Origin of the sequence: Mesorhizobium terrae (assembly GCF_008727715.1) — a bacterium.
Lineage (GTDB): Bacteria > Pseudomonadota > Alphaproteobacteria > Rhizobiales > Rhizobiaceae > Mesorhizobium > Mesorhizobium terrae.
The window spans coordinates 1,904,487-1,928,039 of sequence record NZ_CP044218.1; the positions used below are offsets into that span (position 1 = coordinate 1,904,487).

Consider the following 23,553-nt stretch of genomic DNA (forward strand, 5'->3'; position numbering starts at 1 on the left):
CTTGTTAAACCTGGAATTCGAGCGAGCCGGCGAGCGTCATCAGGTTGCCGACGATGCGGACCTGCTGGCGGCTCTCCAGACGGTTCTTGTCGTCGACGTTGCGCTGGAAGACGCTTTCCTTGACCGTCCGCGCGATGTCCTCGATCCAGGCACGGTCGTTGTAGAGCCGACAGCGAGCCGCCCAGGAGCCGTGCATGCGGCGCGGTGTCACCACGCCATTGCCCGGATCTTCGTCACCGTCGCTGCGGCTGGTGAAGGCCGCACCGTTGTCGTCGTCGACCAGCTTGGAACGCGGGTAGAGCAGCGTGACGTAACCTGCCCAATCGTAGCGGATCCGGCTCATGGTCGCCGGGACCATGATGTCCAGCCAGGCGCGGTCGGGCACTCCGAGATTGGAGACCTTGTAGGTGGTGGCGACGCGCGAGACTGTGACCGTGCCGTCCGCCAGGCAGTCGAAGGTGGAAATGCCCTTGCGCAGGAGCAGATCCTGCTCGACCTCGACAAACTGGTCGACCGGATCGGGCGCCTCGACGCCGGGCAGGACCAGAGACCGCAACTGGCGGGCCGGATCGTTGGCGAGATGGAACGAACACAAACCCATCAGTGTCGCCGACAGGATCCACGAGCTGGTCGGCGGCTTGTTCAGGCCGGCAGCGGTCAGGAAAGGCGAGTTCGTCAGATCGCCGAAGGCGCCGAGCGCGGCAAAGCTTCCGCGCTTGGCAACGTAGCCATGCACATCGAGCTTCGACATGGCCTTGTAGCGTTCAGCCAGCCACGCCGCGAACACCCCCATATTGGTGGCGTCGGACCAAGGATGCTGGACCGCCGTGTACCAGGTGTTGGCGATCGCATCGAGCACCGGCTGCAGGTTGGGGTTGCCAGCGCCGCCAGCCATGGGCGCGATTGCGACCGCCAGGCCTGATGGGAGCGGCTGCGCCTTAGTGTCGACGCGCAGATCGATGTCGTTGCCGACCTCGCCGCCATTGCGGGCGGTGACGGTGACGACACCTGCGTTCGACGCGGCGGTTACCACCAGCGACGGATCCGCGTTGATGGCGTCCTTCAGGGCGGTCGCCATGGTGGCGACCGTGGCACCTGCCTGCGCCGTGATCCGCACCGCCTTGCCGGCAATCTTGAAGCGCAGGACGACGGCCGCAGCGACGGCACCGGTAAAGGTGAGCGTGCCCGAGGCTTTTACCGCGCCCGGATCGTCGACAACCGCCGTGACGAACAGAGGCTGCGTCTTGTTGGCCTTGCGGAAGGCGATCACCTGCTCGGCGCCGATCGATCCCTGGCCGAACAGCGCAATGGCCTGTTCCGGGCGCACCACTTCCACGAACTGGCCGGGGGCGAGCGTGCCTGCGGCAAGCTTCTGACCGGCGATCAGATTGCGAACCGGATAAGGCAAGATGCCCATCGTCCGGTAGTTCGGCTTCACCTCGATATAGGTGCCCGGCTCCAGCCAGTCATACGGGATCTCGTCGAAGATCATCGGTTCCATGCTCATTTACCTCCGTTGCGGGCCTTGCGGCCGGAATTGTCGGGATCCTCGGGCGGGTCCAGGGGTTCAGCGCCGGCCGGCTTGGCGGGCACCTCGTCCTCGGCCGCGACCAGGTCGCCGTCGGCAAGGCGACGGCGGATGTAGAGGGTGACCTCGACGGTAGCGCCTTCGGCCGGCCAGGCGCGGCCGTCTTCCATCGCCACCGTTCGGCCTTCCGCGAGTTTCAGTTTCTGTTCGGGCACGTCTGTTGCTCCTAGCTGTTGGGCTGCACGGTTTGCGGAGCATCCACGCCACCGGCTGCCGGGCTGTCCGCGTTCAGCCAGGTCACCCCTAGCGCTGTGAAATCGTCGATGGTCTTCAGCTGCAGGGCGGCCGGCGAGAATTGGTAGCGGACTTCGAAATCGAGGTTCGCAACGACCGTGGCGTCATCGCTCCAGCCGTCGGCATAGACCGCCTCGGCTCCCGTGACCGCGCTGGCGCCGATACCGTCGAAGACCGCGCCCTGCAGGAGGGCTGCCGCCACGTCGATCATGGCATCCATGCCGATATCCATTCGATCGCCCTTGAAACGGGCTTCGAGACTGGATGACGCCTTCACGATCATGGTCAGGCGCCAACGCATGGCGGCTGCCAGCAACCGGCCGGATGCCGGATCCGGCTTGATGCCGAGCCAGGCGAGCCCAATGAACGGCGTCAGTCGCACCACACGCTCGAATTCCTTGACCGTGAGCACGGGCGGCACCCGCTTGATCTGAAAAGTCTTCGACGGAAACGCCAGCCGCAACCGGGCTTCGATTGCTGGCTCGACGGTGCGGATGGGAGCGAGTGCCAGGTCCACGATCAGCCCCGCAATCTCTGGTGATCGAAGACATTGGTGCGGTCGGAGATGCGGGCGCCGGTCGAACCGAGTTCGCCGGCTGGCGGCGCGTCGATGTTGATGCGGCCTGCCGCGATACCATCAAGCCAGGCTATCACCTCCTTGCGGTCCAGGCGCATCGGCTCGGTCGGATCGGTCCGCTCGCCTTTGGCCAGGTCGTAGCGCGCCAGGACGCAGGTGGCGCGCACGATGCTCTTTTCCGGGGTGGCGACCGGGACGCGGTAGCGGCCGCGCAGATAGTCGTCGATCTGCCCGCACGCATCGGCAATCGCTAGCTCGACCTTGGCGGCAAGCACCGTCGTGGCGTCGCGATCTTCCGGCCGCGAAAGCCGGATCATCTCGGTTTCGCCGAAGCGGTCGACCATGTCCTGGACGGTGGCGTAGGTCATGGTCAGTTGGCCCCGCACGGTAGCGCGAGTTCCTTGACCAGGTAGTAGGTGAGCCAGATTTCGCCCGCGATGATCGTCACGGCGGCGCTCGACAGCGCGAACATCACGAACCAAAATACTTTGGGGTGGTCGCTGATCATTCCTGTGATCCAATGACAAATGACACGACCAGGTTCGGCTCGGAGAAGAGCTGTTCGAGCTGTGCCGGCGACGTGAACACGTCGAGCCCATGGTCCACGCCGTCCATCGAATGAACGACACCAGCCCTGCGAAAGCCGTTGACCTTGGAGATGATGCGCAGCGCCGTCGGGTTGGGCATATCGCTTTCCTCCCAGGCGTCGATCGCGGCGGAAAACTTCGGAAACGTAGCCCGGAATGCGTCCCTGTCCTCGCGCAGCCGTTCACGCACCTCGGCCATCTGGCGACGCGAGGCCTCGGCGCCGGCCGCCATCAACTCTTCCGTGCTTTGAGCACCTGCGGGACCGGCCGTATTGCCGGCCCCGCTTTGGTCGCTCTCTCCGGGGGTATGCGTCGAATTGGTCGAGGCCTGGTCTTTCGCCTTGTTGGCGTCATCGGCCGCGTCGGTTTTCCTGGTCATGTCCGGTTCCTTGCTTCGGGTCTCGCAAAAGGGGTCGATGGTCGGCCCTTTTTGAGAGACCCGACGCCGATGGGCATCCCGCCCAGGCGTCGGGTCGTAGGCTGCGGACGGTCCTCGCGGCCGCTGCCTATTTCGTCATGCAAGCCAGGGGACCACCAGCAGTTCGGCGGTGTTGGCCCACGGGTTGCTCTCGCCGCCATTGATGAGGGCCGACTGCAAGATGCGCTTGCCGGCACCTTCGAGAGACGGCGGCACGACCAGGAGGTTCGGTACGATGCCGAGTGGCCGACCGTTGTCACCCTTGAACCCACCCATTGCGACGCGGGCAGCTTCGTAGGCAGCCGGGTCAAGTGTCTGTTTCGAGCCGTAGCCCATCTGCCAGAAGCCGAAGCCGACATTGCAACGGCCATCGGTGCCGTAGACGAATTCTTTGCGGCTGAAGACGTTGTCATCGGTCTCCTGGTCCTTGCGAACCAGGCGGTCGAACTTCTTGCGGCTCTGGTAGATCACGGGCTTGAGGGCACGCGACACGTCGAGCAGGAACCAGGGCGTGCCATTGCCGCCGCCCGAATTGGACACGGACGTCTCGCCGCCGTTCTCGTCGACAACAGGATGGTCGGTGTCGAAGAAATACTGGCCGTCGTAGCAGGTGGTGTTGAAGCCAGCCTTCAGGAACGGAAACACCAGTTCGTCCGGGAAGCTCGCCGACGCGCGGCCAAGTTCCGTAAACAGCGGCGTGTAGATGCCGATGTTGTCGTCTTCGATGTCGTCGCGATCCACGCCGACGGTGTTTTCGAACGGCTTGTTCTTGATCGTGTAGCCGTGGGTCTTCAGAGAATTGACCTGGCGATCGCCGATCCACTCACGGAAGCGCGGCATCTGGCCAAGCCAGCCATACTCGTTTTCGCGCGTCGTCGAATTCACCGTCGTGGCGACGCGCTGGTACATGGGCGCAACGCCCGTAAAGCCGCCCTGGAACGCCGTCGAATAGCCGGTGTAGAGCGAGCGCAGAGAAGTCGAATTGATCAGCATCGAGGGCTCCTAGGAAAACTTGACCCAGACGCCCTGGGCGTCCACGTCGTAGATTTTGCCGGCGACCGAACGGGTGTTGGCGCCATTGGTCTTTGCGACCGTCTGGTCATCCACGCCGTAGCAATCGTTGCCGATATCGGCAGCGGTGATTTGGTCGGCGGCGGCGGAGTTGGCGAAACGGTAGACACCCGCGCCGACCCGTGCCCGGAGCGCGCCGTCCGCGCCCGCCGAATTGTCGGCGCGGCGCTCAACGCGGCCAAGCCCGCGCAGGCCAAGGGCAGTCGCCATCGGCACGACCAGGCCGGCCGCATTCACGGCCGCCATCGCCCCGGCATAGAGGACGGTGGCACCTTTGACCGGCAGTTCGCGGATCTCGCCGCTGCGCTGCTTAGTATCGCGATCGGAACCCAGCGCAGGCATCAGTGCGTCTCCTTCTGCAACTGCTTTGCGGCCTCGGCGTACTTCACGGGATCGAGGCCCATGAGGTTGCAGACCGTGTCGTCGGCGTCGGAGAGCGAGGCGCCGCCTTCCTCGACCATGCGGCGATTGCCGAGGCCGCCACTGTTCAGCGACGGCATCAGCTTGATCTCGGCCTCGACATCGGCCGGATCCTTCATGTGGCGGGTGATGAAGCGATCACGCAGGGCCGGCACGAGCTTGCCGTCCTCGATGGCCTTGTCGATGGCGGTGACCGCGCGTTCGTTGGCGCGGGCGTTGACCTCGGTGGTCAGCCGCGTGTTCAGCTCCTTGACCTGGTCGCGGAGCTGGGCGTTTTCGGCATCGTCGCCGGCACCGGCGCGCGCCTGCAGGGCGGTGACCACTTCGTCGGCGGTTGCCCCCGCCTGGAGGCCGGCCGCCGTCGCAATGCGCGACATGGTCGCCACCGCGCCGGTGGATGCGGCTATTGCGGCTTCAAGGGCGGCAAGGATCGCCGCCTCGTCGGCCGTCTCGGGAAGGCCAAGCGCCTTCCTCAGATCTTCGTCCATTGCTGGATCTCCGTCGGTTTGTGAATGATCTCGGGTGTGAAGGGCGGCCAGCTGCAGATTGGGGTCGTTCGTCAGGCTGGCGCGCAGCAGCTGCACGACACGGTGCGGCTTCGCGGCATATGCATTGAACACGGGTGAGACAAACCCGTATTCCTTGTCGGCAAGCGCCTGCTGCCCCTTGGCAGTCCACTCGACCTTGCCCCAGATGCCGTCATCGCGACCTTCCAGGGCTACGATCCAGCCAACGGCGGGCGTCTCCTTGCCGGTCTTGTTGAGCAGATCGATGGAATGGTTGATGTCGATCGGCAGCTTGCGGCCTGCCGGCAGCGAGGTCGCTATCAGCTTTGCGACATCGCCAAGCTCGTAGGGACCGCGACCATCGACGCCGGAGAACGTGCCGGCCGGCAGCAGATGAATGAACTCGGGAACGCCGCCAGCGGCGGTGCCGGCCAGCATGCTGTGGGTGATGGAGTTGAGGACCGTTTTCATCGGACCGACAATGGCCCGGCGCGTGCGCTGGTATCATGCCCGCCAAGGCGGGCAGGAATGGCTTTTCTCTACTGGAAGCGGCGAAGGAACCGGAAGACGATGTCGGCGATCATCTCCTCGTCGTCGTCGGAGATGCCCAGATAGGGTCGTGCGCGAAGCGTAACAGACTTGGCCAACACCACGCCAGTGGCCAAACGGAAAACCAGGTGCGAAGCGTTCTTCGGCACGATGGTGCCGCCGAACTGGTGGATGGCTCCATAGATCACGTTGGTGCCGACGCGCACATGGTCACGGCCTGGCTGGCTGGAGATGCTGTCGCGAAGCCTGCCGCTCTCGGTCAGGATCCGCGCATTGCGTTTCATCTTTTTGTATTCGGTGTTGAGGGAGGCCCAAGCCTCGCCGTCGGGGCTGGTTTGCGAAATGAACCGGCGATGCGTCGACGAGACCATGCCGGTGCCGATCGCCGACATGATCGGCGTGGTGTTGCCCATCAGCCCGATCAGGCTGGTGAAGGCCTGGCCAACGCCGTGGTCGGTAATCCGGGTTTCCAGCGTCACGCCGCTCATGCTTGCCTCAATCCGGCACCGGGCCTATATTGGCGGTGCGCCGAGCAGGAAGCGGTCCTTCGGGACTTGGGTGGTATTTCCGGCCACTCCGGCGCATTTTTCATTTTCCGGTCAGCACCTTTCCCTCGTCGCGCAACCGCGCGATCTGGCGGGCGTTGGTGCGCCTTAGCGAAAGCAGATAGACCTCGTCGCCATTCTGGCGGCGCACAACCTTGAGCGCGGCCGCGTAAGGCTCGCCGTCGATCGTGGCATGCAGCAACAATCGCCCGTCGTCGCGTTCGATCAGTTCGCCCTTTTCGACAAGATGTTCGGGCGCGGTCCCGTAAAACTCGGGCGTCGCGTGGCGGTGCTTGACGTGGGAGCGGATGGTGTCGGCCGACAGCCTGACCTCGCTGGCCACATCGACGCCCAGGGGACCGGCCAGCCGGCGCGGCGTCAGCGCGGCAGGCACCCAGCTGTTGCCAGGCCACTGCCCACCGACCGCCATCTTTGCGAACCGCTCGATCATGCCTGGAGCGGCTGCTACGGTTTCGGATCCGGGCAAAGTCCGCGACAGCCATGCTTGACCCGGATTGTATTCAAAGCCGGGGTCGACGCCGAACGGCACCATGACGCGCTTGCCGCCGACTTCCTCGGCGCGAAACAGCAGGTCCGGCGAAGGATCGGGGCCGCGCTTGCCCTGGCGCTTCAGGTCACGGTCGGAGACCGCCGTTGGGAAACAGCCGCAATGCCAACCGTTCGGCGGATAGTTCGTCGCCCAGAATGGATCGTCGGCCCGCAGCACCTTGCCATCCCAGGAGAGGTGTTCCTTGCGCGGATGAAGCGCGCCGGAGTGGTTGTATTGCCAGTAAGGGAAAGCCTCCAGCGTGTCGGGCTCGGTCAGCTGGGCGTAGCGGCCGGCCGCATAGGCGGTGCGCAGATTGGTGTCGAAGATGATCCGAGATCGCCAATTGCGACTTCCGGTGTGGTCCCAACCGTTGCGCTTAACAATATCGTCGAAGGCGCCGCGGAACTCGGCCAGCGTGGTTCCTTTTTCGAGAGCCTTGGCGATCTCCTGGCGGAAGTCGGCCACCAGCGCGTCGGTCGCGGCACCCGCCACCACGAAGGCGCGAGAATGAGCCGCCGCATAGACATCCGTCCACGACCTGGTCGTCAGCGACGCCTTGTCGCGGAAGAACCGAATGGCCGCGTCGAACGGCAGATCGAGCGCACTGGTGTTCGCGTCGGCCATGACCGGTTCTTAGCCTCGAAATAAGGGGCTGTTCAAAGCCCGTGAACGCGCTTTGAGGGCTCGGTCGCTATCTCGGGCCGTCCACAGCGCCGAGCGCGTTCCTGGGCCGTTTCTGCGGCTGGTCATTTGCGGCCTGTCAACTCGTCGACCAGGGCAGCCTGGCCGGCGAGATGCGAAAGCGCCATGCCCCGCGCCATGGCAACAGCCAGGGCTTCCGGCTTCAGGTCGAGCTGGGCCAGTTTTTCGGCAGCGTCGGCCAGGTCGGTGGCGTTCTCCAGGATCGCGCGGATCTCATCGGTCAATCCAGCCATGGCGCCGGCCGCGTCGTTCTCGATGCGCTGGGTGAGCTGCTCGACGATCGTGTCCGTCTGCTCCCGTGCGTGGCGGGTGCGCAGCAAGTCGGAGACCGAATTCGTCTGCGGTTCGCTTGTTTTCGCCGGTACGGGCTGGCGGCCGCCGATCACTTCTTCGCCCGCCTTCGGTGCGGGAATGCCAAGGCGGGACCACACCCAGGTGATGGGTGCGGTCAGGCCGTGCTTGCCGAGCTTGTCGAAGGCTTCGGAAAACTCCTTCAAGGGCACTTCATCGGGCCGTCCAATCGAGACTGTGGGATAGTGGTCCTGCGGGCCGAACTCGAATGCAACCAGGTTGGGCACAATCTGCCGGTTGGTCGTGGTCGAGGACGCGATGGCGTCGGAACGCTCGATGTCTTCCTGGACAAGCCGGTGCTCCCTGGAAACCGCATGGCCGCCCGAGACTGCGTCCGTGGTGGTGGTTTGGCCGAGCACCGCTTTCGATATCTGGCGGTCCATCCAGTCGGCTCGGCGCTCGAACAGGTCGGTGCTCGCGCTCTTGGCCGCGACTTCCTGGAATTCGATCGACATGTCCTGCGGGATGATCGCAGCGCAATCACCGGCGATCTGCGACACCGCGCGCCACAATATGTCCTTCTCGTCGTTCGAGGCGTTGCGCCCGTAGCGACCGATGCGGATCGGTGCGCCATAGTTCTGCACGAAGATCGCCCAATCCTTCGCCGTGAACGCTTTGTACATCCATGCCCAGCTGGCGACGCGGGCGATGCCCGAGCGGATGGTCAGGCCAGATTTGGACTTGTGCCGGTGCACCACGAACTTGTGTGGCGCCAGCGGCTGGTCGCCGGTCGCCTCCCGCAACAACACCGTTTCCCCGTCAGTGCGGTCGAACGTGAACCAACGCTGCGGTCGATAAATAAACTCGCGCGGGCAGGTATGCCCCATGTGAGACTGCCAGTCCGCCTCAAGAACCGAAAAGCCCTTGCCGATCGCATCAAGCATGTCGAATAGGCTGGCCTGCAACACGCCGTCGTTGATCCATGACTGGACGTATTCGGCATGCTTCTTGTGTTCGGTAGCGTCCGAGGCGGCAGTCACTGTGATGGGCAGCTGCGAAACCGAGCGCTTCCGCGTTGCCATCACACCGGCATAGTGCAGATCTCGCTCCTCGATGTCCTCGGCCAGCTCCAGATACCGCAGCGGCTCCCCCATCGCCGCTTCGCGGTGGATTGCGGCCAGCCGCGCCGGGGTCAGGCCGTCGGCCGGATGACCGGAGATCGGATCGCGAACACCGACTGTCGTCGGGCCTGCGCGCTCTTCTGTCACTTCGGCATCGGTCAGCTTGTTGCCGCTGGCGTCGACCAGGCGCTGGCCAACGGCGCGCATCAGGGATTTGAGGTTCATAGCCGGCCTCGCATTTCAACATCGATGGAACGTTCGCGCCGATCATCGCCACCACGGCTGTCACTCGCGCCGGGACGTGCGCTTTCGTAGCCGTAGGAGAGTGTCATCTGCAGTGAGGCGAACCAGGCGAGGATACCGGCGATCGCCGTGTCGCCGTGTCGATCGAGCCCGTCCTCACCCTTGTGGCGATGATCATCCGGCACCTTGATGATGCCATTCACGTACTGCAGCGCCTGGTGATCGCGGATGACATCCTCGTCAGCCGGGATCGTCACGGTGAGGTCGCCGAAGGCCTCGACATAACGCGGTGAGTTTTCACGATACCATTCGGCCGAGAGCTTCACCTCGACGATGCACTCGCCCCAGCGCTGCGCCGCAACTTCAGCCAGGTAGCCGCCATTGCCGGTCGCATCGAGCGCACCGCCAGAAAGGCGCGGCAGGTTATCGCCGACATAAAAGAGGATATCGCGTTGCGCTTCGTAGGGAACGTTGCGCAGCTCCAGGACGAGGCGGCAGCGGCGCACCGTGTCCTGGCCGATCTCATCGGCCTTCAGTGCCGAGACGTCGCCACTGCGGGCGAAGTCCATGCCGAAGACATGGGCGCGGTCAGGATCGAGTTTGTCCAGGATCGGCTTAAGTTTCTCCCGGCAGAGGTCGCGGATCACGGCTTCGCGCATACTCTTGTCGAGCGACTTGAAGCTGTCTGGCAGCTGAACCCGCACCACGGGAACGGTCGGATCCTTCACCCGCTCGATGACGACACGGGTCAGCGCAGCGCCCTGGGCATCGGCAGGTATCGCGTCCAGCTCCTGTTGCATCTGGGCTTCGCGCGCACCGTAGGAACCTCGGATCAGCTGCTCCCATTTCGCCTGGGCTTCGATGCTGAAGGTCCAGCCGCGTGTCAGGCAGACACGTTGATAGAGGCCGTTGTCGACGGCGGCCTGGAACGGGATGTGATGGATCTTGAACGGGTTCTTGCCGGCTCGCGCTTCCCGGATCAGCTCGTTGAAGGCGTTCAGCACACCGTTGTGCGTCGAGATCACGCGAACCTTGCCGCCCCAGATCAGCAGTGCGTTGACGGCATCGATGACGGCCCGCACGTCGCGGTGATAGGCCGCCTCGTCGATCACGACGATGCCCTGCAAGCCGCGAATGTTGGCAGGGTTCGACGACAGCGCCTCGACACGGTAGCCCGAGGCGAAGCGCACGCGATACGCGGAAATGTATTTGGTCGAGCCGTCTGCCTGCTCGTCCTCGAACATGAAGTCCTCGATGGCGACCAGTTCCTTCGCGACGATCTTGGCGAAGTGGGCGACATAGCCGATGAACTCGCGGCCCTTGTCTTTGGTGTCGCCGATGTAAAAGACGTTGTCGCCACCTTCACCGCGCTTGCTGGCAGAGATGATGGTGTCGTCGAGCGCCTCGGCATAGGTGATGCCCGTGCGGCGGCCCTTCTCCGCAACTTTCAGGTCGGAGCGATCTTCCAACCACTCCTTCTGATGCAGCATCAGGATGCCATCGGCCAGCGGATCGTGGTCGGCCGGCAGCTCGGACCCGCGTGGCAACTCGACGGGAAGCTGCTCGGGATCGCGAGAGAGGACGGGCTTGGCCGCGTCCTCTCCTCTCACGAAGTCTCTGGCTGCCGCCACCGTCATGATCGCAACCCCAGAACCTGTTTTCGGATCTCGGCGGCACGCTCCTGCGACAGGCCCGCCACCTTGGCGACGGTTTCGACCGTCTCTTCGACCTTGTCGGCGAATTCTTTTTCCACCTTGAGGCGACGGGCGGTGGAAATGCCTTCCGCCTGGGCGGCAGCTCGCAACGCGTTGGCGAGGCTCATTGCCTCCTTCGGCAGGATGTTCTTGGAGCCTCGGCTGGCAATGATGTTCGTCACCAGGGATTTGATCGCCATCGCACCCATTCGGGCAAGATCGTCCTCACCCTCGGCATCGAAGCGCGACGCGATCGCTTTGGTCATTTCCCGAGCCTGCTCGATCTCGGCGGCGAACACGGCAAGACGCATCGAATAGCGATTGAAGGCCTGGAACGACGGAATGCTGAACTCCAGTTCGCCATGATACTCGGCCTGCAGAGCTTCGAGCTTGGTGTAAAACTCCTGGTAGATGTCGGTTTGGGTGCGATCGCTGTTCTGAAGTTCCTGGGCGGCCCATGCGACAACGCCCTCGCACTCGCGAGGCAGAAGCTGAATATTCGACAGGCGTCCGCGACCGCGTGCCATCATCAGATCTCCGGCTTGAGTGGGCGCTTCACACCTTCGATCGCGATCTCACGGCGCAAGTGACGCCGCCCGAGTTCGGTCAGGGTCGCGCCCATCACCGTTCCGGCAGCAGTCGCGATGACCGCGCCCAACTCCTCGAGATACTTCAGCTCGCCGTGTACCCAAGCGCGTGGCCGGCGAATGCCGAAGGGTACCAGGCGCACTTCGATGACGTCTGAAGGGAGTGTTTCGTCCGTTTCCTCGGCCAGCATTTTCAGCATCGCGAGCCGAGCGCTCTCGCGAAAAATCCGGTCGGCAGCTTCTCGATCGAAGGTCATTTCTTTGCCTGCTCCAAAATGAGTTCCTGCCAACGATCGGCGATGGCGGAGACCGGGTCGAGTTTAGTAGCCAGGTTGTCGATACGACCGTTGAGCTTCTCCAGGGCGATCTCCATTCGGTGCGCTTGTTCGCGATCAGGCAGGTGCCTGAGTTCGCCCTCTAACGCCTGGACGCGCCGCTCCAGATCGGAGACGGTCTCTCCCACTTCTTTCACGCCCTTGCTGACGGCTTCCTTGTGCGCGGTAAGGTCGGCGGCAACTGCCTTCTCACCAGACGTAAACCAGCCATAGACAATGCTCAGGAGCGCGATGACGCTGAGGGTCAACGAGATCCACGGGGCAAGTACTTCCGGCGTCAATTGCGCCTCCGCTTGAAACGTTCGAGACGCTGCTGGCAGGCCAAGCAGCGCTTTGCTGATGGAAGTGCCTGGCGGCGCTCGGGCTCGATCTCTTCGTGGCACACCACGCACGTTGACGAGCCATGACCGGCAAGAGCAGCCTGGGCCGCGCGGATGCCGGTTTCGCGTTCCTGCTCGGTGCGCAGATCGGCCAGTTCAAAGGCGAAGTTTCCGAGCTTCACTGCGGACGCCCCAGCCACTTGGTCATGGTGTCCTTCAGCGTGTGCCCGCCCATGTAGAAGCCGGCGAAGGTGGCGGTCAGCCAGAAGAGCGTGTCGAACGGCAGCTGTGTCGCCATCGTGGAGCCGGCGCCAGCGTCGACGGTCGGCACCACCACGAAACGGAACAACCAGAGAAAGCCGAGAAACCACATCCAGGCCGGCCGCCATGCCCACATCCAGGTCGGCTCACCGACCTTGTCCATCTCGGCCTTCTGCAGGGCGATCGCCTGCGCCTGCTGGACGTTCCATTGCACGAGGATGTCCGGCGCCTGACCTTCGACCTCCTTGACGGCCGCGTCGATCTTCTCGGCCGGCTGGTCCGGGATCTGCGCTGGGGGAACGCCGAGCTTCTCGGCGACCGTGTCGATGACGATGCCGCCGACCTCGGCCGCGCCATCGCCCAGGAAGCGTTCCAGCAGCGACTTGACGAGCGGCGCGCCGACCCGCGTTGCCGCCTCGATCAGGATGGTGCCGATGACGGGGTCCATCACAGCACCCCCATGGCGTCGGCCTCGGCGGCATAGGCGGCGGCGCGCTGGCGATGGATCACACTACGGCTGATGAGGACAATCGCTACGATCGCGCCAGCCACCAGCAGGCCGCCAATCACCCAGCCCGCCAGCTGCTCGGCATGGTGCGGATTGACCAGCACGTCGCCACCGCCACCGGCGGTGGCAGCCCCTGCGGTTCCGCCGCTGGTCCGGGCCGTCTTCGCGATCCTGGTTGCCGCCTGCTGTTCATCGGCGAGCTTGGCTTTGACGGTCGTGGCCGGCGCCGCATGGGCGAGCGCCCAGGCCACGCCCTTGGCTTCAATGGCGGCGATGCGAGCACCCCAACCGCGCCCGAACGTGCTCCAGATCTTGAGCGACTGAACGAAACCCAGCCGCTTCGCACACAACCGCTTCACGGTCTGATGTGCGGGTCCGCCGACCGATGCCCTAAGCCAGGATTTTGCGCGGCCCGGCCCCGAGTTTACAGCCGCGTCGAAGGTGGCGAGATCCACGCCCGCCTCCAGCGTGTCACCATTGACCGCCTGCCAAAAATCCTGGCGGTAGATCTTGGCGACGTTCTCGGTGGAGATGTTGCGCAGCTGCGTCTTGTTGGCGCTGGGGAAGTAGCGCCGGTAGGTGGCGAGCGTTATCCCCTTCATGGTGGCGCCGCCCGGATCCTTCGGATGATCCGACCAGCCGCCCTCATAGGCGAGCGTCACCTTCAAGCTCGCTTGGAAATTCTCGCGCATCGACACCGCTCCGGCTGCAGGAAAGGCCGGGCGATCAGCCGGCCAAGATGCCTGCAGAATGCGTGTGGTCGCGCGCGCGTATCATGCCCGCATCGGCGGGCGGGATCAGTCGTCGAACAGGAAAAGCTGGCGCGGATCCGCTGATCCTTTGATGGGGCGGAAACCCATCCTGCGGAACATCTTGTCGATGCCCGTTTCGGTCAGCCCGAGCTTGCGGGCGATTTCGGCATTCGACATTCCAGCGGCGCGATAGTGGCGCGCCCGAGCCTCTCGCGCAAGAGGCACCCGCAGATAGGACCGGCCATAGCGGCCGGCGAGCTGGTCGACCGCGACACGGCCGAGGATGGGGAGCAGCTGGTTTTCGCGGTCGGTCGAGGGGATGAACAACCGCGTACCGCCGAACGCCTCGGCCAGCGCCAGGAAGGCTGGCTCGCCTAGCAAGTTCTGCAACTCGGCCGAGAGACGGTCGTCACTCATGCCGGCCTCGCCAGGGGATAGTGACCCGAGTCCAGCGTTGTGTTAGCGTCCGCACCTCTGTGGGGGTGTGTAGTATGAAGCTCAGGTATTTCGGTTGCTGCGTATTGACCCTGGTGGTCACCGAAGCGCGCGCTGCCGCCAGCTACGAAGTGGTCAGCAATGTTGGATCGGTTCTGGCTGCAGAAGAATTCTGTGGCTTGAACTACGACCAACCGGCAATCGCCGCGTACATCGAGAAGAATGTGCCCGCTGACGATATGACCTTTGCCTCCAGCCTGAACATGCAGGTCATTGGCGTTAAAGCCTTTCAGAAAGAGATGTCCGCCTCGCAAAAAACGGCACACTGCACGCAGATTGCCCGCGTCGCGAAGAGCTACGGCTTCACGAAGTAGGCGCGCCAGGGCCATTCAGTTGGCCTCCAGCTGAACGCCACGCACCACCTTGGTCAGCGACAGCCCGTTTTCGCCATGCCATGTGAGGCAGACGGTCAGGGTGCCGTCGCGACGGCGTTGCACGGTGCAGTGTTCTGTCAGGCGCCAGGTACCGCTGGCCTCGCCAGCATCGACCAGCGCGGCCAGCTCGACGGCGGCAAACTGCTCGATGACTTCGAACGACACTGGGATCCTGCGGCTACGGCGATCGCTCATTGCGCCTTCACCTCGCGGATCTGCTTGCCAAGCGCGTTCATCACGACGGGCCAATCCTCACTCACCATCTGGTCGAGAGGCTTCGCAAGCTGTGCGACGATGCTGCGGAAGTCCCTGCCGCGCTCTCTCATGGGGCCGGCCTTGAACAGGATCTGCCATTGTGCGAGCGCGACCTGCGCGCCCGGCAGTCGCTGCCAATGCGCCGCCTCGAAGGTGACGGCCCAATCGACGCCGGCCTCACGCGTCATCCAGGCTTTCAGGGCTTCGATAGCCTTGGCGGCATCGCCGGCATCGTGGAGGAAACGCACATGCGACAGGCCCGTTTGCCGCTCGACAAAGGCGATCAATGCCCGATCGTCGTTGTTCGTCACGATGCCGAGGTTCCAGGCCGCGATCCACAGCGCCTGCAGTTTGGCCGCATACTTGCCTTCAAGGCGCTTTCGAGAACCCACCGAAGCGGGTTTGAAGCCGCCGCGCCGCAGCTCCTGAACAACGTTGTTCTGCTCGACCGACGACATGTCCCGCAACGAGCGTTTGCCCGTCACGCGTTCATAGACGTCGCGGATCGTATCGTCATCGAGACCAAGCTGTTTCTTGGCAACGTGGATTGCTGCGGTGGCGCTCATGACAGCGCCCTCTCGATGTCGATCGCGAGGCCCGTCAGATTGACCTTCGCCGCGATGGCGCTGCCCCCGTGTTCGCTTGGGCAACCATGGTGGTAAACACAGGCGACGCGTTCGCCACCGGGCTCGGTGATGATGTCAGAACCGGCCAGGCGGTACTTAATCGCCTCCGCAAGCGCGGTTTCGATTTTGCGGATCATCGTGCTCATCGCACACCGCCGATCTGCAAGGGCGCCTCTGAACCGCTGACGCCATGTGCGAGCGTGACACTCTCTCCAGCTCGCCATCCTGCCGATCGGGCAGCATGGTGCCGCAGCGGCGCGGATCTCTGATTGACCGTTTGCGTTTCGGGGTGGCGTTCCATGAGCGCGATTTCGGCCTGCTCTCTAGCTTCGCCGTCAACAACGGTGGCGAATATCTCGAACAGCCGATATCGCAGGCGAATGACCATGCCGTCGGTGAAGTCGGCCACGGCATCACGCCTGGACTTCAGGCCACGTCGACGGCGGTAAAAAGTCGTCGTCTTGAACTCGCGCACCGCACGATTGACGGCACCTTCTGCTACTTGGCGCAGGTAGACGGCAATCTCCGGCCCAGGGGCATGACCGAGAAACTGGACCTCGGAACGACCGTTGACGCTCACGATGACGTGCGCCGTATTGGTGCAATAGGCGATCACCGGCCAAAGCTTTGCCTTGATCGAGCGGCCACGGTCGCTGACCGAAGACTGTTCATCCATAACGATGTCGGCCTCGGAAACACCATGGTCGCGCATGAGCTGCGCGGCTTTCTCGGCAGCGGCGAGCGCCTCAGCTTCAGTGCAGCCGCGCGCGGCCGTCTTGTCGCGAAGGGCCCGGATACGGTCGCGGATTTTTTGGCTGGTCATTGCTCAAACCTCCCTGGCTACGACCGGCGCCGGGCCGGAGCCCTGGAGATTGATGGGATCGTCAGAGGCGGCGAGCCGTCGCCTGGCGGCGGCCTGCCAGTTGCGCAGAAGGCCTTGAGGCTCCTGGGTGTAGGTCGCTTCGATACCTGCCAACCTTAGCCGGCTGGTATCGCCATCCCAGGAGAAACGGCCACCTTCTTCGGCGACGAGCTGCTCGACTAGTTTAAGGACGTCGACGTAGTAGGCACGCAACTCCTCGTACTCCATGCGCAGGCCGCCAGTTTTCGGCATCAGCGCGTCGATCCTGGCGATGATGCGGTGAAGGTTTTCGTGCCAGAGGGTCATGGTCGTTGCCCTCACGCTTTGGCGAGATCGATGGTGACGGCGCGCCAGTCGTCGTCATGGGCGTCGCGCTCGTAGCAGCGCACATAGGTCTTGGAACTGACGACACGCATCGCATCGCGGATCGCGGTCATTGCCCTGACCCAGCGCTCGTCCTCGATGTCGTGCCGAAGGAGAGCGAAGATCTCGGAGCGGTTTATCTGGCCGCTCTTGTCGACGTTGAAGGCTCGGGTGACGATGGCACGGATTTCGGAACGGCTCTCGGCCGTCCATTCCAGCAGACACTCGTCGATTAGGCCTTTGGCGACCTGCAGCTGCGGCCCGAAGTCGATGTAGTCCTGCACCTGGACGATGATCTTCATGAGCCCGTCAAAGGTCATGAAGGTCTTGTTTCCCTTCGCGCCGCCAACCTTGCCGCCGTATTCCTGGGCGAGCAATCCTTCATAGGATTGCAGATCGTCAAAGGTGTGCTGCTTGAAACGGGCGACCTGGGCGGACAAATCCCGCGCGTAGCCGATCACCTTGCGCACGGTTTCATCCTGCAGTTTGTCGGCGGGCTTGACGTTTTCGAGGGGCACCAGGTTGCCCTTGGCATCGTGGAGATACTGCTTGTCGCCAACCAGGACGGTGCCGTTCGCGATAGAGTTTTCAAGTACGCTGAGTTGCATGTTCTTCATCCTTTGGGGTTTCGCCGCGCAGGGCGGCCATCAATTCGTGAACGCGTTGGGTCTGCTGTTGGATGGCGTCGTCCCGGACATCCTCGTCATGGACGTTGCCGGTCATGGGAAGCCGCACGGCCCGGGCCAGCAGTTCGGCCTCAACACACACTGCCCAGAAGCGCTCGGTGGCCATGGCCAGTGCGAACACGGTCGCGGCGGGCGCTGCTATCGCGTTGCGTGCCGGATTGGCGATGATGCGCCCGGCCGCGTCGATCACATCGACCTCGGCGGCAGCTTCGAGCAGGGTCTTGCTCATGCCGCGCCGCCTTTCGGACGGCCGTCCGAAAACGGCCGCGGAGCCACCGGAAAAAGCCGGACATTGCTGCCGGGCCGCTGCAATTCGGCAAGGATGTTGTCGGTCTCGGCGAGACGATCCCGCGCGGCGTCCTCATTCCACCGTTTCTTGGAGACCTCATTTTCGAGGGTGCGAGCTTGAGCACGCAGTTGGTCGATACAGACTTGCAGGAGCCGGGCGTCCTCGGGTGAGAGAACACGCGCTTCGTGGGTGTAGTCGTCGAATTGGTGCAGCAACTGGTGCAACCCATCCGACAATTCGAGCGACAGGGTCTGTCCCATGGTCATTCCTCCCACTGACGGTTTTGATAGGCGGCCTGGATGTGCTTGAGGGCGAGATCAGCCTGTTCGCCCGCAGCGAGCAGGTGAGCGATGCGCAGGGTCTTGTCGATTTGACCGAGGTGGCCTGGCTTGCGACCGATACCGGTAAGCAATGTGCGTTGGTCGGTGTCCTGGATGCACCATGCGTCGATGATCATGGCGATGTCTTCGGGGTAGGGCTGCATCTTGTAGAGCCGTTTGCCAAAACGCCGCTTGATCTGGGTGTAATCCGGCCCGCTCGAACGGTCCTTGAAACGCCCGTAAATGCTGGTGTTGCCGGTCAAGGCGATGCCGCAGCCATATTCGTCAAGGAAGTAGCGCAGCTGGTCGATCGCGCGGTCTTCCAGGTTCTGGGCCTCGTCAACGATCAGGAGCGTTTGTCGGCCGTTGCGCTGCAGGCGCGCGCCAATGGCGCTGTCCAGCTTGGCAGGGTTGTTTTCCATGACGCTGAGTGCACGACCGAGTTCGACCAGCATGGCAAAGCAGGTCTTAGTCTGCGGTCGCATAGTGACGCGGAACGCGTGCGGCCTTGTCGCCGCATATTGCTTACAGGCGTGCGACTTCCCCATGCCAGCGGCCTGGGTGATGATGACCATATCGGGCGCGATCTGCGCCAGTTCGAGCGCGGCGAAAATCTCGGCCGCTGTTTTCGTCATGACAAAACCGGGGCCGGCAGGGATGGCGCGTTCGATCGTTGCCGCGCTGGCCGCGCTTTCCAGCCACTGCGCCATGGTCAGGTTGGTGCGGTCGAGGCGACCGACATATTTGCCGGAGTACCATTGTGAAAACGTGCCGTCGGGCATGCCTGCGCGGCGAGCCACCTCGGCCTTGGACAGGCCAGAGCGTTGCGCCAGTTCGCGCGTGCTGTGGGTGAGTTCGCGCCAGCGGTTGAGGTCCGCTGGGGTGCGGCCCTCGCGGCCCTCCGAAACGTCGGGCTCTTGTGCGGGCGGCTGCCAGATTGAGTTCGTATCGATGTTCATGTATCAAGTCCTCGTGCAATTGGCCCTTTGGGCCGGACATGGCCGGGTTCATCCCGGCCTTCTTTTTTCAGCCGTCCTCGGCACTTCTCGGCGTGAAAGGGATGATCTCGGCGTCGCCCTGGCGCTGATTGCGCAGCAGAGCGAGGCCAGCGGCGAAACTCTCTTCGAAATCGTCGGCAGGGATCGGCGCGGGCGCCGCGCCGCCATTGGCGATAGCGAGCCGCTTAATCGCGGGCTTGGTGGGTTCGGGTTTCGAGGCGGGCTGTTCGCTGCCATAGAGGCGCGCCAGCTCGGCAGCCGTCATCTTCTGGTGCAGGCGAGCCTGTTCGCGGAGCGTGCGCTGGTAGGCGCCACGGTCGCGGGCATGAGTGCGCGCGGCGTCGACATCGTCGAAACCGGTGGCCGCGATACAGGCTGCAGTGCAGATCAACCGGTCATCGAGCGTGTAGACCTTGATGTTGTCCTGCAGGCGGTCGGGGTCGAAACGAACGATGACCTTCTGGCCAGCATGGGCGTTCAGTTCGACGGACCAGTACCGATTTTCATAGAAGTGGATTTCTCCCGAGCCTCGCTGGGCGGTGACTTTTTCGGCGGCGAGCAGCCAAAGGTAACGCTGCGCCTCGGTTGGCCAACGCACGATGGATGCCGGTTCGGCTAGGCTGGCCTTGAAGGTCTCCAGGAACGAGCGCCCCGAGCAGGCTGCGGACTGGCGACCGGAGCGGGTATTGTGCTCTTCGATCTCGCGCGCGACGTGGCCGCGAAACTCGTCGATGGGGATAGCGGCATTGCCGTAATTCTCGGGCTTCGCCTCTGGGCTGTTACCGGTATAGGCACCTGCGCAGAACGGGTGCTTGGCGATGTTGTCGGCGAGATCGCGCCAGGCGCGTTCGATCGGTTTCGACTGACCGCTATAAGGTTTTGTCCACATCGGCTGGATGCCGAGCGAAACGAGGATGCCCTGCGGGTCCTCGTCGCGGATGGTGAACCGGTAGCGGTTCGGAATGCGACCGGAAATCCACTTCGAGGCGAAGGCGCGCCCGTTGTCGAGCCAGATTTTTTCGGGGATGCCGTGGCGTTCCACCATGTCGCCGATGACGAGGCGGACGGTTTCCTTGTTCTCGGTTTCCGAGATGCGCCAGGCGAGGATCGTTCCAGAGTAGAGGTCCTGCAGGCCGAGTAACTGGACGCGGGTGATGCGGCCGTCGTGCAGGCGCACGAACACGTCGAGCTTGTGGCCGTCCATGTTGACGGCCTGCATGGCATGGAAGTGGGTGCGGATACGGGTTTGGGCCGGATAGAGGGTCTTGGCCTTGTCCTTCCCTTCGCGCGCCAGGGCGATGACACCGGCCGGTATCTCGGCCTCCACACGGCGACGCAGCGCCCGTTCCGAGGGGATCGGCAACCATCCTTGTTTCGATGCCGCTTTGCGGACACGCCGGTAGCAGGAGGAGAACGTGGGCTTCTCCGCCCGGAGCCAGTCGGATGTCAGCGCTTCCCACACTTCCTCGCGGCAGTCGCTGAAACTGGCAGTTGCTTGATAGCTTGGCGCTAGCACGGCCAGCCAGTCGGCGCGCGCGACACCCTTCACCAGCTTTTGCCAGTTGTAGATCGACGCGGGCGATGTCCCGTTCATGGCTGCGGCCTGGAGCACGGCGTTGGTCGCGCCAACACCGGTCGCGGCCAGCTGCTCGACCGCATGGAGGCAGGCGAGACGGCGGCGGCATTCTGCTTTCTGTTTGTCCGAGATTGCTTCGAAGCGCGCCCAAACCCCGGCCGAAGTGTCGTCAACGGTCGGCGCCAGGTCGGGCGCGTTGCCCGCGCGGGACAAGAGCGCAAGTCGTGCCTGCGCGCCCGGCGGCAAGGCCGACAGATGGTACTCCCATCCGCCGCCCTTGCCACCGGCTCGGCGCGCCCTGGCCGGGTCCGCACGCCAGTTGCTGGCGACAGCCAGGGCATTGAGATTACGAACCGTGCCGGGCAGCTCGGGCGAACGTGCCTCGACGATCTCGGCCAAAGAGAACCACTCCTTCACGCGCGGTCCCTCCGAAGGATGTGGACCGGCTTGGCCTTGAGTTCTTTCAGCTTGTCATCGAGGGCCGCGCGTTCTTGCTGGACACGGGCTATCTCGGCGAGGCGTGCCTCATCGCCGATCAGCATGGTCAAGCCATCGTCGGCCACCACGAGATCCCACAACCATGTCGCGCGGGTCGCCCGAACGAAGGCTTTGAAGCGGACGAGGCTGATATCGTGGGTTTCGTTGCTCTCGGCGGTGTAGGCGTTGAGCGTCGCCAGCGAGAAACTGTCTTGGCCAAGCGCCGTGGCGATCCGCATGGCGACTTCCGGGCGTTCGTGAGCGCAGTCTTTCAATGCCCGGCTCATGCCGCGCTTGAGCTTGCCGCGAAAACCGGTGAGGTCGATGCTCTGGTCGGCTACGCGGCTGGGATAGACCGGGCTGAAGAAGAGGTCGCCCTGGTCGGGGCTGGCTTTACGCGGCATTCGCATTCTCCAGGCTGCGGGCGGCGCTGCGGATGTGAGCGTCGATCTGTTCCCGCAGGTGTTGCTTGATGTCGGGATCGTCGGCGCGCTGGCAGGCGAACTGCAGCGCGAAAATCTGGTTGGTGGCGCGGTATGGGAGGCGGAAATGGCAGTCAGCGCAGAAGACGGCTTGCGGACCCTTCGGCACCGGATTGATGCAATTCCTGGTCGGGCAAACCTTCGTGCTCACGGCTAGGTCACCTTTCGGATTTTGTGGTCGGGAGAGGATTGGCGAACGCCCAAGCGGCATCGTCGGGCCACCGGGAGATCAATTCCTGGAAGGCCTTGCGGCGGTCGGTCGGACTGAGCTGGCTGAAATTGGCGGTGACGGTGCCTTTGCGCTTTTGGCCAGGAGACAGGTCGGCCTTGGCCTTGGCGTTCGGATCGGTCAGGTGCAACGCCCGGCCAATGTCGGGCTGATCGGCATAGGCAAGAGCAACCTTGCGTTGGCGATCCGGCTCTAGGCCGGCCAGCTGTTCAAGGACGCGTTGATTGTCCGCCTCGGGCTTGTCACGAAGCACGTCGAGCAATTCCGGCCGCAGCTTGGAGCCAATGAACTGCGCGCGCTCGATGGCACGTCGCGACAACCCGAGATCGTCAAGAGCTTGCGCGAAGAAGTGACCTTGAGCCGTTTCGGCCAATTCCGCCAAGTTGGCGGAATTGGAAAACTGAGGGTTCCCACGAGCGAGCTTGCCGTGTTCTTCCTCCCACAGCCTGCGGTATTCAATCACATGCAGGGCGCGGTCCAGCTTAGACAGCTCGTCGCGGAACAGGTTCTCCTCAATCTCGATGCGTCGTGCGCCAGCCTTGTCGAGCTTGCGCACCAAGGCATCGACCTCGGTGAGGCCGTGGAGTTCGTGTCCGCGATACCTCGTCGCGCCCGCAGCGAGGGTGTATGGGCGTTCGCCGTTGGGCGTGCGGTACACGTTAACGGGGTGGATAAGTTCGCCCGAGACAACGGATTGGCCAATGAGAAAGGCCTTGTTGTCGTCAACCTTGCGGAGGCGGTCGGCGGGCACGAAGATGTCGGAGAGCGGAAGTCGTTTGAACTCAACCACGGCGCCCTCCGACTGATGCGTATTCGGAGGGAAGGACGCCTGTCTCGGTCTCGGTCGCCTGGATGTCGTCGAGAAGCGTTCGGGCTTGGTGCTCGACGAAAGCCACGAAGGCCGAGGTGAGATAGCTGTCCTGACAAGCGTCCTCCACCTGGTACACGCCGTGGAGGACCGATGACCGGTCGCGGGCGAACAGTTTCGCGACCTTGTTGAGGCCCGCGCCGAACCGACGGTGCATGACGTACATCGCCACCTGGCGCATCCAGGCGGTGACCTGCGGGCCGCGATAGCTGTTCTTGTCGAACAGCATGGCCTCGGATGCCGTTGGCACGATCGACGCGACGACATTGCGCACGACACGGTGCACGATCTGGGGCCGGTCGATGATGAAGGGGACCGCGTTCATCGCACCGCCCCCACAAGGTGATAGCCGACGCCGCGCACATTCGCGATGTCGACGCCGAGCGGTTTGACCTTCAGGCGGATATCGTGAACCAAGCGACGAATGGTCGTGCCGTGAAGGTTGACGGCCGCCTGCAACTCGCCAACGGAGTGGATGCTGGGTGCATCGTCGTGGAGGATTTCGACCAGGGCAAACTCGGACGGGCGTAGCCGGGCATGGCCGCATGGCGTGGTAATAGTCCCCGACCGCCGTTCGAAGACGAGGCGAGATACACCAGCAAGGCCACGGCCGCAGGTGGGACAACAGGCATTCATTGAAAAACTCCAAGCCATGCGAGGCCGATCAGAACGAAACCAGCGAGCAACAGCGCGGTCAGAACCGAGCCGAGCAGGAAGCCCGGATCGTCTGAGAGGTGCGGTTGAAAGGGGGTGGCGCGCTGTTGATTTGAGGACAGCGATTTGACGTCGAACAT

General features: G+C 63.6%; 37 protein-coding genes. 1 reads left to right on the forward strand and 36 read right to left on the reverse strand.

Features of this window, described 5'->3' with window-relative positions:
• Positions 1–4: 4 nt before the first annotated feature.
• The 20 genes from FZF13_RS10340 to FZF13_RS10430 form a co-directional block, all read right to left on the reverse strand.
• Entirely contained in the window at positions 5–1,501 is a 1,497-nt protein-coding gene (locus tag FZF13_RS10340) for a phage tail protein (RefSeq protein ID WP_245317514.1), read from the reverse strand.
• 2 nt (positions 1,502–1,503) lie between these two features.
• On the reverse strand, positions 1,504–1,743 hold the full coding sequence (locus tag FZF13_RS10345) for a DUF2635 domain-containing protein (protein ID WP_024923240.1): 240 nt from the start codon (positions 1,741–1,743) through the stop codon (positions 1,504–1,506).
• A gap of 11 nt (positions 1,744–1,754) precedes the next feature.
• Positions 1,755–2,339, reverse strand: a complete 585-nt coding sequence (locus tag FZF13_RS10350; RefSeq protein WP_024923239.1) for a hypothetical protein — start codon at positions 2,337–2,339, stop codon at positions 1,755–1,757.
• 2 nt (positions 2,340–2,341) lie between these two features.
• Complete coding sequence (locus tag FZF13_RS10355) at positions 2,342–2,785, reverse strand: gp436 family protein (RefSeq protein WP_244431185.1); 444 nt, start codon at positions 2,783–2,785, stop codon at positions 2,342–2,344.
• On the reverse strand, positions 2,770–2,907 hold the full coding sequence (locus FZF13_RS28905; protein ID WP_161773059.1) for a hypothetical protein: 138 nt from the start codon (positions 2,905–2,907) through the stop codon (positions 2,770–2,772). The genes FZF13_RS10355 and FZF13_RS28905 overlap by 16 nt, the downstream gene beginning before the upstream one ends.
• The gene (locus FZF13_RS10360; RefSeq protein WP_024923237.1) at positions 2,904–3,365 is read right to left on the reverse strand and encodes an HI1506-related protein; all 462 of its coding nucleotides are present in this window, start codon (positions 3,363–3,365) and stop codon (positions 2,904–2,906) included. The genes FZF13_RS28905 and FZF13_RS10360 overlap by 4 nt, the downstream gene beginning before the upstream one ends.
• Positions 3,366–3,500: 135 nt before the next feature.
• On the reverse strand, positions 3,501–4,397 hold the full coding sequence (locus FZF13_RS10365) for a Mu-like prophage major head subunit gpT family protein (protein ID WP_024923236.1): 897 nt from the start codon (positions 4,395–4,397) through the stop codon (positions 3,501–3,503).
• A gap of 9 nt (positions 4,398–4,406) precedes the next feature.
• A complete protein-coding gene (locus FZF13_RS10370) occupies positions 4,407–4,817 on the reverse strand; it encodes a hypothetical protein (RefSeq protein ID WP_024923235.1) in 411 nt (136 codons plus the stop codon).
• Entirely contained in the window at positions 4,817–5,872 is a 1,056-nt protein-coding gene (locus FZF13_RS10375; RefSeq protein ID WP_036254980.1) for a phage protease, read from the reverse strand. Before FZF13_RS10375 ends, FZF13_RS10370 begins: the two co-directional genes overlap by 1 nt.
• Before the next feature lie 68 nt (positions 5,873–5,940).
• Positions 5,941–6,438 (reverse strand): phage virion morphogenesis protein, encoded by a 498-nt coding sequence (locus FZF13_RS10380; RefSeq protein ID WP_024923233.1) that lies wholly within the window; start codon positions 6,436–6,438, stop codon positions 5,941–5,943.
• A gap of 100 nt (positions 6,439–6,538) precedes the next feature.
• A complete protein-coding gene (locus tag FZF13_RS10385; protein WP_024923232.1) occupies positions 6,539–7,669 on the reverse strand; it encodes a phage head morphogenesis protein in 1,131 nt (376 codons plus the stop codon).
• Positions 7,670–7,791: 122 nt separating this feature from the next.
• Positions 7,792–9,384: a DUF935 domain-containing protein gene (locus FZF13_RS10390; protein WP_244431186.1), complete on the reverse strand. Its 1,593-nt coding sequence runs from the start codon at positions 9,382–9,384 to the stop codon at positions 7,792–7,794.
• Positions 9,381–11,039, reverse strand: coding sequence for a hypothetical protein (locus FZF13_RS10395; RefSeq protein WP_024923230.1), 1,659 nt, complete (start codon positions 11,037–11,039; stop codon positions 9,381–9,383). Before FZF13_RS10395 ends, FZF13_RS10390 begins: the two co-directional genes overlap by 4 nt.
• Positions 11,036–11,626 (reverse strand): phage protein Gp27 family protein, encoded by a 591-nt coding sequence (locus FZF13_RS10400; protein WP_024923229.1) that lies wholly within the window; start codon positions 11,624–11,626, stop codon positions 11,036–11,038. Before FZF13_RS10400 ends, FZF13_RS10395 begins: the two co-directional genes overlap by 4 nt.
• Positions 11,626–11,940, reverse strand: a complete 315-nt coding sequence (locus FZF13_RS10405; protein ID WP_024923228.1) for a VpaChn25_0724 family phage protein — start codon at positions 11,938–11,940, stop codon at positions 11,626–11,628. Before FZF13_RS10405 ends, FZF13_RS10400 begins: the two co-directional genes overlap by 1 nt.
• Complete coding sequence (locus tag FZF13_RS10410) at positions 11,937–12,299, reverse strand: DUF2730 family protein (RefSeq protein WP_024923227.1); 363 nt, start codon at positions 12,297–12,299, stop codon at positions 11,937–11,939. The genes FZF13_RS10405 and FZF13_RS10410 overlap by 4 nt, the downstream gene beginning before the upstream one ends.
• Positions 12,296–12,520 (reverse strand): TraR/DksA C4-type zinc finger protein, encoded by a 225-nt coding sequence (locus FZF13_RS10415; RefSeq protein WP_024923226.1) that lies wholly within the window; start codon positions 12,518–12,520, stop codon positions 12,296–12,298. The genes FZF13_RS10410 and FZF13_RS10415 overlap by 4 nt, the downstream gene beginning before the upstream one ends.
• A complete protein-coding gene (locus FZF13_RS10420) occupies positions 12,517–13,047 on the reverse strand; it encodes a hypothetical protein (protein WP_024923225.1) in 531 nt (176 codons plus the stop codon). Before FZF13_RS10420 ends, FZF13_RS10415 begins: the two co-directional genes overlap by 4 nt.
• Positions 13,047–13,799 (reverse strand): glycoside hydrolase family 108 protein, encoded by a 753-nt coding sequence (locus FZF13_RS10425; RefSeq protein WP_024923224.1) that lies wholly within the window; start codon positions 13,797–13,799, stop codon positions 13,047–13,049. The genes FZF13_RS10420 and FZF13_RS10425 overlap by 1 nt, the downstream gene beginning before the upstream one ends.
• Positions 13,800–13,904: 105 nt before the next feature.
• Positions 13,905–14,276: a hypothetical protein gene (locus FZF13_RS10430; protein WP_024923223.1), complete on the reverse strand. Its 372-nt coding sequence runs from the start codon at positions 14,274–14,276 to the stop codon at positions 13,905–13,907.
• A gap of 74 nt (positions 14,277–14,350) precedes the next feature.
• On the opposite strand from FZF13_RS10430, the gene FZF13_RS10435 reads away from it, so the two are divergent.
• A complete protein-coding gene (locus tag FZF13_RS10435; protein WP_024923222.1) occupies positions 14,351–14,668 on the forward strand; it encodes a hypothetical protein in 318 nt (105 codons plus the stop codon).
• 15 nt (positions 14,669–14,683) lie between these two features.
• Here the strand turns inward: FZF13_RS10435 and FZF13_RS10440 are convergent, their stop codons facing one another.
• The 16 genes from FZF13_RS10440 to FZF13_RS28920 form a co-directional block, all read right to left on the reverse strand.
• Positions 14,684–14,923 (reverse strand): hypothetical protein, encoded by a 240-nt coding sequence (locus tag FZF13_RS10440; protein ID WP_024927833.1) that lies wholly within the window; start codon positions 14,921–14,923, stop codon positions 14,684–14,686.
• Complete coding sequence (locus FZF13_RS10445; RefSeq protein ID WP_024923220.1) at positions 14,920–15,549, reverse strand: regulatory protein GemA; 630 nt, start codon at positions 15,547–15,549, stop codon at positions 14,920–14,922. Before FZF13_RS10445 ends, FZF13_RS10440 begins: the two co-directional genes overlap by 4 nt.
• On the reverse strand, positions 15,546–15,755 hold the full coding sequence (locus FZF13_RS10450) for a hypothetical protein (protein ID WP_024923219.1): 210 nt from the start codon (positions 15,753–15,755) through the stop codon (positions 15,546–15,548). The genes FZF13_RS10445 and FZF13_RS10450 overlap by 4 nt, the downstream gene beginning before the upstream one ends.
• Positions 15,752–16,432: a DUF7168 domain-containing protein gene (locus tag FZF13_RS10455; protein WP_024923218.1), complete on the reverse strand. Its 681-nt coding sequence runs from the start codon at positions 16,430–16,432 to the stop codon at positions 15,752–15,754. The genes FZF13_RS10450 and FZF13_RS10455 overlap by 4 nt, the downstream gene beginning before the upstream one ends.
• Positions 16,433–16,435: 3 nt before the next feature.
• Positions 16,436–16,777 (reverse strand): hypothetical protein, encoded by a 342-nt coding sequence (locus FZF13_RS10460; RefSeq protein ID WP_024923217.1) that lies wholly within the window; start codon positions 16,775–16,777, stop codon positions 16,436–16,438.
• Between the two features lie 11 nt (positions 16,778–16,788).
• Positions 16,789–17,442, reverse strand: a complete 654-nt coding sequence (locus FZF13_RS10465) for a DUF3164 family protein (protein WP_024923216.1) — start codon at positions 17,440–17,442, stop codon at positions 16,789–16,791.
• Positions 17,423–17,749, reverse strand: a complete 327-nt coding sequence (locus FZF13_RS10470; protein ID WP_024923215.1) for a hypothetical protein — start codon at positions 17,747–17,749, stop codon at positions 17,423–17,425. The genes FZF13_RS10465 and FZF13_RS10470 overlap by 20 nt, the downstream gene beginning before the upstream one ends.
• The gene (locus FZF13_RS10475; protein WP_036254981.1) at positions 17,746–18,069 is read right to left on the reverse strand and encodes a hypothetical protein; all 324 of its coding nucleotides are present in this window, start codon (positions 18,067–18,069) and stop codon (positions 17,746–17,748) included. The genes FZF13_RS10470 and FZF13_RS10475 overlap by 4 nt, the downstream gene beginning before the upstream one ends.
• Before the next feature lie 2 nt (positions 18,070–18,071).
• The gene (locus FZF13_RS10480; RefSeq protein ID WP_024923213.1) at positions 18,072–19,088 is read right to left on the reverse strand and encodes an AAA family ATPase; all 1,017 of its coding nucleotides are present in this window, start codon (positions 19,086–19,088) and stop codon (positions 18,072–18,074) included.
• Between the two features lie 67 nt (positions 19,089–19,155).
• Positions 19,156–21,120, reverse strand: a complete 1,965-nt coding sequence (locus tag FZF13_RS10485; RefSeq protein ID WP_024923212.1) for a transposase domain-containing protein — start codon at positions 21,118–21,120, stop codon at positions 19,156–19,158.
• Complete coding sequence (locus FZF13_RS10490) at positions 21,117–21,584, reverse strand: periphilin-like transcriptional regulatory Lge1 domain-containing protein (protein ID WP_024923211.1); 468 nt, start codon at positions 21,582–21,584, stop codon at positions 21,117–21,119. The genes FZF13_RS10485 and FZF13_RS10490 overlap by 4 nt, the downstream gene beginning before the upstream one ends.
• Positions 21,574–21,813, reverse strand: coding sequence for a hypothetical protein (locus tag FZF13_RS10495; protein WP_024923210.1), 240 nt, complete (start codon positions 21,811–21,813; stop codon positions 21,574–21,576). The genes FZF13_RS10490 and FZF13_RS10495 overlap by 11 nt, the downstream gene beginning before the upstream one ends.
• A gap of 7 nt (positions 21,814–21,820) precedes the next feature.
• Positions 21,821–22,681, reverse strand: a complete 861-nt coding sequence (locus FZF13_RS10500; RefSeq protein ID WP_024923209.1) for a ParB/RepB/Spo0J family partition protein — start codon at positions 22,679–22,681, stop codon at positions 21,821–21,823.
• Positions 22,674–23,084, reverse strand: a complete 411-nt coding sequence (locus FZF13_RS28910) for a helix-turn-helix domain-containing protein (protein ID WP_024923208.1) — start codon at positions 23,082–23,084, stop codon at positions 22,674–22,676. Before FZF13_RS28910 ends, FZF13_RS10500 begins: the two co-directional genes overlap by 8 nt.
• Positions 23,081–23,395, reverse strand: a complete 315-nt coding sequence (locus FZF13_RS28915) for a helix-turn-helix domain-containing protein (RefSeq protein ID WP_161773060.1) — start codon at positions 23,393–23,395, stop codon at positions 23,081–23,083. The genes FZF13_RS28910 and FZF13_RS28915 overlap by 4 nt, the downstream gene beginning before the upstream one ends.
• Positions 23,392–23,553 (reverse strand): hypothetical protein, encoded by a 162-nt coding sequence (locus FZF13_RS28920; protein WP_161773061.1) that lies wholly within the window; start codon positions 23,551–23,553, stop codon positions 23,392–23,394. Before FZF13_RS28920 ends, FZF13_RS28915 begins: the two co-directional genes overlap by 4 nt.

What these genes read in the sequence shown, in the direction of transcription:
- FZF13_RS10450 (WP_024923219.1), bottom strand. Translation starts at nt 15,755, where the DNA reads ATGAGCACGATGATCCGCAAAATCGAAACCGCGCTTGCGGAGGCGATT.
- FZF13_RS10380 (WP_024923233.1), bottom strand. Translation starts at nt 6,438, where the DNA reads ATGAGCGGCGTGACGCTGGAAACCCGGATTACCGACCACGGCGTTGGC.
- FZF13_RS10490 (WP_024923211.1), bottom strand. Translation starts at nt 21,584, where the DNA reads ATGCCGCGTAAAGCCAGCCCCGACCAGGGCGACCTCTTCTTCAGCCCG.
- FZF13_RS10465 (WP_024923216.1), bottom strand. Translation starts at nt 17,442, where the DNA reads ATGCAACTCAGCGTACTTGAAAACTCTATCGCGAACGGCACCGTCCTG.
- FZF13_RS10475 (WP_036254981.1), bottom strand. Translation starts at nt 18,069, where the DNA reads ATGGGACAGACCCTGTCGCTCGAATTGTCGGATGGGTTGCACCAGTTG.
- FZF13_RS10370 (WP_024923235.1), bottom strand. Translation starts at nt 4,817, where the DNA reads ATGCCTGCGCTGGGTTCCGATCGCGATACTAAGCAGCGCAGCGGCGAG.
- FZF13_RS10405 (WP_024923228.1), bottom strand. Translation starts at nt 11,940, where the DNA reads ATGACCTTCGATCGAGAAGCTGCCGACCGGATTTTTCGCGAGAGCGCT.
- FZF13_RS10445 (WP_024923220.1), bottom strand. Translation starts at nt 15,549, where the DNA reads ATGAGCGCCACCGCAGCAATCCACGTTGCCAAGAAACAGCTTGGTCTC.
- FZF13_RS10460 (WP_024923217.1), bottom strand. Translation starts at nt 16,777, where the DNA reads ATGACCCTCTGGCACGAAAACCTTCACCGCATCATCGCCAGGATCGAC.
- FZF13_RS28920 (WP_161773061.1), bottom strand. Translation starts at nt 23,553, where the DNA reads ATGTTCGACGTCAAATCGCTGTCCTCAAATCAACAGCGCGCCACCCCC.
- FZF13_RS10385 (WP_024923232.1), bottom strand. Translation starts at nt 7,669, where the DNA reads ATGGCCGACGCGAACACCAGTGCGCTCGATCTGCCGTTCGACGCGGCC.
- FZF13_RS28915 (WP_161773060.1), bottom strand. Translation starts at nt 23,395, where the DNA reads ATGAATGCCTGTTGTCCCACCTGCGGCCGTGGCCTTGCTGGTGTATCT.
- FZF13_RS28905 (WP_161773059.1), bottom strand. Translation starts at nt 2,907, where the DNA reads ATGATCAGCGACCACCCCAAAGTATTTTGGTTCGTGATGTTCGCGCTG.
- FZF13_RS10390 (WP_244431186.1), bottom strand. Translation starts at nt 9,384, where the DNA reads ATGAACCTCAAATCCCTGATGCGCGCCGTTGGCCAGCGCCTGGTCGAC.
- FZF13_RS28910 (WP_024923208.1), bottom strand. Translation starts at nt 23,084, where the DNA reads ATGAACGCGGTCCCCTTCATCATCGACCGGCCCCAGATCGTGCACCGT.
- FZF13_RS10455 (WP_024923218.1), bottom strand. Translation starts at nt 16,432, where the DNA reads ATGACCAGCCAAAAAATCCGCGACCGTATCCGGGCCCTTCGCGACAAG.
- FZF13_RS10340 (WP_245317514.1), bottom strand. Translation starts at nt 1,501, where the DNA reads ATGGAACCGATGATCTTCGACGAGATCCCGTATGACTGGCTGGAGCCG.
- FZF13_RS10470 (WP_024923215.1), bottom strand. Translation starts at nt 17,749, where the DNA reads ATGAGCAAGACCCTGCTCGAAGCTGCCGCCGAGGTCGATGTGATCGAC.
- FZF13_RS10425 (WP_024923224.1), bottom strand. Translation starts at nt 13,799, where the DNA reads ATGCGCGAGAATTTCCAAGCGAGCTTGAAGGTGACGCTCGCCTATGAG.
- FZF13_RS10400 (WP_024923229.1), bottom strand. Translation starts at nt 11,626, where the DNA reads ATGATGGCACGCGGTCGCGGACGCCTGTCGAATATTCAGCTTCTGCCT.
- FZF13_RS10420 (WP_024923225.1), bottom strand. Translation starts at nt 13,047, where the DNA reads ATGGACCCCGTCATCGGCACCATCCTGATCGAGGCGGCAACGCGGGTC.
- FZF13_RS10435 (WP_024923222.1), top strand. Translation starts at nt 14,351, where the DNA reads ATGAAGCTCAGGTATTTCGGTTGCTGCGTATTGACCCTGGTGGTCACC.
- FZF13_RS10375 (WP_036254980.1), bottom strand. Translation starts at nt 5,872, where the DNA reads ATGAAAACGGTCCTCAACTCCATCACCCACAGCATGCTGGCCGGCACC.
- FZF13_RS10395 (WP_024923230.1), bottom strand. Translation starts at nt 11,039, where the DNA reads ATGACGGTGGCGGCAGCCAGAGACTTCGTGAGAGGAGAGGACGCGGCC.
- FZF13_RS10430 (WP_024923223.1), bottom strand. Translation starts at nt 14,276, where the DNA reads ATGAGTGACGACCGTCTCTCGGCCGAGTTGCAGAACTTGCTAGGCGAG.
- FZF13_RS10440 (WP_024927833.1), bottom strand. Translation starts at nt 14,923, where the DNA reads ATGAGCGATCGCCGTAGCCGCAGGATCCCAGTGTCGTTCGAAGTCATC.
- FZF13_RS10480 (WP_024923213.1), bottom strand. Translation starts at nt 19,088, where the DNA reads ATGAACATCGATACGAACTCAATCTGGCAGCCGCCCGCACAAGAGCCC.
- FZF13_RS10365 (WP_024923236.1), bottom strand. Translation starts at nt 4,397, where the DNA reads ATGCTGATCAATTCGACTTCTCTGCGCTCGCTCTACACCGGCTATTCG.
- FZF13_RS10360 (WP_024923237.1), bottom strand. Translation starts at nt 3,365, where the DNA reads ATGACCAGGAAAACCGACGCGGCCGATGACGCCAACAAGGCGAAAGAC.